Here is a 3,724-nt window from a genome sequence, read left to right as displayed (position 1 = left end):
CTCACGGTCCTCGCCCGCGGTGTCGAGGACCGATCCGCCCTTCGACTTCTCGGCGGCGAGGACCGTGAGCGTGATCGAGGTGGCGATGAAGGCGACCGCGAGGATCCAGGTGACCTTGGTCAGCGCGTTCGCCGCGCCCCGCGCCGAAAAGGCGCCCCCGCCGGAGAGAAGCCCGCCGCCCTCCGACCGCTGCAGGAGCACCACGCCGATCATCATCAGCGCGATGATCAGGTGGACGGTGAGGAGGACGTTTTCCATGGGCGGGGCCTTTGTCACGTGCCGACGCGCCTATCTAGGGCGATGCGCCCCGCGCCGCAACCCCCTCAGTCGCGCCCCCGTCCGGGCGTTCGCAGGGCACTACCGGGCGACGTAGTCGACGAGCTGGCCGATGTCGAATTCCCGGTCCTCGATGATGCGCTTCATCAGGTCGCCGATGGAGATCATGCCGGCGAGGCGGCCTGCCTCCATGACCGGAAGGTGCCGGATGCGGTGTTCCGTCATCAGCGCCATGCAGAGGTCCACCGTCTCGTCGGGCGAGACCGTGATCACGTCGCGCTCCATCACCTCGCCGACCCGGGTGCCGGGCGAGGCGCGGCCCTTGAGGAAGACCTCGCGCGCGTAGAGCCGTTCGGTGAAGATGCCGACGAGCCGGTCGCCCTCGGTCACGAGCACCGCGCCGATGTCGCGCTCCGCCATAAGCTTGAGTGCGGCGAGCACCATGTCGTCGGGGCCGACGCGGTAGATGCCGCGGCCCTTGGCGTCGAGAATGTCGCGAACGAATGCCATGCTGAGACCTCCGATTGAGATGCCCCGCCCGGGCACGCCGGAGGATGCCCGGCGACGCGGACCAACCTGAAGATATCATGCGGCAGATCGGGCCGCAGGACGTTGACCTGTGTCAATCGCCGCCCGGGACCGCTGCCGCTGGCCGGGCAGGGGGCGCCAAGATTGGGGTTCCGTCGGCTGTCGGGCGCCGCTATACGGGGCCCGTTTGCCGGTGCAAGGAGCAGGACCGATGGCCAATGTCGTTGTGGTAGGCGCCCAGTGGGGGGACGAGGGCAAGGGCAAGATCGTCGACTGGCTCAGCGAACGCGCCGACGTGATTGCCCGCTTCCAGGGCGGGCACAACGCAGGCCATACGCTCGTCGTGGGCGGCGAGGTCTACAAGCTCAACGCGCTGCCCTCGGGCGTGGTGCGGGGCGGCAAGCTCAGCGTCATCGGCAACGGCGTGGTGCTCGACCCCTGGCACCTCGTCTCGGAAATCGCCGCGATCCGCGAGAAGGGGGTGGAGATCAGCCCCGCGACGCTGATGATCGCCGAGAACACGCCCCTGATCCTGCCCTACCATGGCGAGCTTGACCGCGCGAGGGAGGCGCAGGCGAGCGTGGCCAAGATCGGCACCACCGGGCGGGGCATCGGCCCGGCCTACGAGGACAAGGTGGGCCGCCGGGTGATCCGGGTCGCCGACCTCGCCGATCCGGCGACGCTGGAGCTGCGCGTGGACCGCGCGCTCGTCCACCACAACGCGCTGCGCGCGGGCCTCGGGCTCGCGCCCATCGACCGCGCGGAGCTTCTGGGCAAGCTCAACGCCATCGCGCCGGAGATCCTGAATTACGCCGCCCCGGTCTGGAAGGTGATGAACGAGGCGCGGCGGGCGGGCAAGCGCATCCTCTTCGAGGGAGCCCAGGGCTCGCTTCTCGACATCGACTTCGGCACCTATCCCTTCGTGACCTCCTCCAACGTCATCGCGGGCCAGGCGGCGACCGGGGTCGGCCTCGGGCCGGGCGCCATCGATTTCGTGCTCGGCATCGTGAAGGCCTACACGACCCGGGTGGGCGAGGGGCCGTTCCCGACCGAGCTGAAGGATGCCGACGGCGAGCGGCTCGGCACACGCGGGCGCGAATTCGGCACGGTCACGGGGCGAAAGCGCCGCTGCGGCTGGTTCGACGCGGTGCTGGTGCGCCAGACCTGCGCGATTTCCGGCATCAACGGCATCGCGCTCACCAAGCTCGACGTGCTCGACGGGTTCGAGACGATCCGCATCTGCACCGGCTACGAACTTGACGGCCAGGTACTCGATTACCTGCCCACTGCGGCCGACCAGCAGGCGCGCTGCACCCCCGTCTACGAGGAGGTCGAGGGCTGGAGCGCCTCGACCGAGGGCGCGCGGAGCTGGGCGGACCTTCCCGGCGCGGCGGTGAAGTATGTCCGCCGGATCGAGGAACTGATCCAGTGCCCGGTCGCCATGCTCTCGACCTCGCCCGAGCGCGAGGACACGATCCTCGTCACCGACCCCTTCGCCGACTGATGGCGCTGTCGTACCGCACCCGCCGGCGTCTCTCGGCCCTGATCCTGGTGGTGGGGCTGCCCGCCTACATCGTCGCGGCGGTGACGCTGACCGGCTGGATCAACGACCGCTACGGTCGGCTGCCGCTGCTGGCCGAGCTTGCCGTCTACGTGACGCTAGGCTTCCTCTGGGCGCTGCCCTTCCGCTTCGTCTTCCGCGGCATCGGCAAGCCCGATCCGGAAACGGAAACGGAGCGGTCCGGGGACCGCTCCGCCTGACACGGGGTTACCGCCAGTGCCGGGATCAGCGCGCCACGCGGCGCGCCTGCTCCATGAAGCGCGAGGACTCGGTGATGGTGAACTGGCCGCGGCTGATCTTCTGGATCTTGCCCTGGCGGAGCAGCATCCCGAAGGAACGCAGGCCATCCTCGCGGGTGAATTCGTCCTCCTCGGTATAGCCCGACACCTTCTTCAGGATGTGCGGACGCGAGAAATGCGGCAGGCCCTCGACCGTCGCGGTATAGGCGGCGGCGGCTTCGAGAAGGTCGGCAAGGTTCGTCGCGCCGAGGCGGTCGGCGAACTCGGCGAAGCTCCGGGCCTCCTCGGGCGAGAGCGGCGCCTCGTCGTCGAAATCCTCCTCGACCTCGGAGACCGAGAGCGCGGTGGCACCGATCCGGCGCGGGCGGACGACGGCGGCCGGCCGGATCTCGTCGGCCGGAACATCGACGCGCTGCTCGGAGACGAGCACCAGCGGCGCGGGCCGGTCGTTGAGTGCCGGGCGGCGCGTCGCCGGCGTGCCTTCGGCCACCGGGCGGCGCGGGCGGACGGCCTTCGACAGGTCGTCGCGGTAGCGGTCGATGTCCTCGTCCGGGCCGGCCTGGTCGGTCGGCATCGCCTGCGGCTTCAGCTTGCGGTCGGCCACGGTCGCGGCGACGGCGGCCTTCAGATGCGCGATGGCCGAGAAGCGGCGGCGGCTCTCGTCGCCTTCGAGCTTCGACTTCGCCTCTTCCATGAGCCGTTCCATCGACGCGTCGCCATCGCCGGCGTGGTCTTCGAGAATGGCGCGACCCTCGTGGGAGTCCCGGCGGGCGTCGCGGGCAATCGCCGCGAGATCGCGCGACAGGGCCTCGTCGGCCTCCGCGTCTTCCTGCGAAGCCGAGATGGCTGCGCCGATCTCGGCGAGGATCGCCGCGTGTCCCTCGTCTTCACCCTCGTCGGCGGTTTCCTCGGCTACGACCGATTCGATGTCCTCAGGCGCTTCCGCGAGGTCTTCCTCGAAGCGCCCGGCGTCGTCCCCGGCTTCGGTCAGCGCCGCGAAGATCGCTGCGTGCTCGACCTCCTCTTCGGTCCCGGTGTCCTCCGCGCGCTCCTCGATGGCGGCGGCGATGACGGGTTCCTCCTCCTCCTCCGCGACCTCGAGGAAGACGAGGCCGAGGAC

Annotated in this window: 4 protein-coding genes and 1 pseudogene; 2 read left to right on the top strand and 3 right to left on the bottom strand. The window is 70.0% G+C overall.

Annotated features, from left to right (window positions below):
- Both secG and F9K34_RS17815 read right to left on the bottom strand, forming a co-directional pair.
- Positions 1-258 (bottom strand): preprotein translocase subunit SecG (gene secG / locus F9K34_RS17820; RefSeq protein ID WP_291338452.1); only part of this gene is annotated, 258 nt, incomplete at its 3' end.
- Between the two features lie 99 nt (positions 259-357).
- Positions 358-786, bottom strand: coding sequence for a CBS domain-containing protein (locus F9K34_RS17815; RefSeq protein ID WP_291338451.1), 429 nt, complete (start codon positions 784-786; stop codon positions 358-360).
- Positions 787-1,015: 229 nt separating this feature from the next.
- Here F9K34_RS17815 and F9K34_RS17810 point away from each other — a divergent pair, with 229 nt between their 5' ends.
- Together F9K34_RS17810 and F9K34_RS17805 are read left to right on the top strand one after the other, a co-directional pair.
- Positions 1,016-2,308, top strand: coding sequence for an adenylosuccinate synthase (locus tag F9K34_RS17810; RefSeq protein ID WP_291338450.1), 1,293 nt, complete (start codon positions 1,016-1,018; stop codon positions 2,306-2,308).
- Positions 2,308-2,565, top strand: coding sequence for a DUF2842 domain-containing protein (locus tag F9K34_RS17805; RefSeq protein WP_291338449.1), 258 nt, complete (start codon positions 2,308-2,310; stop codon positions 2,563-2,565). The genes F9K34_RS17810 and F9K34_RS17805 overlap by 1 nt, the downstream gene beginning before the upstream one ends.
- A 25-nt stretch (positions 2,566-2,590) precedes the next feature.
- Here the strand turns inward: F9K34_RS17805 and F9K34_RS17800 are convergent.
- A pseudogene (locus F9K34_RS17800) lies at positions 2,591-3,724 on the bottom strand (hypothetical protein); the annotation flags it as partial.

Origin of the sequence: Albidovulum sp., assembly GCF_008933605.1 — a bacterium.
In the GTDB taxonomy this organism is placed as follows: domain Bacteria; phylum Pseudomonadota; class Alphaproteobacteria; order Rhodobacterales; family Rhodobacteraceae; genus Albidovulum.
This window is presented reverse-complemented; position numbering and strand designations above follow the sequence as displayed.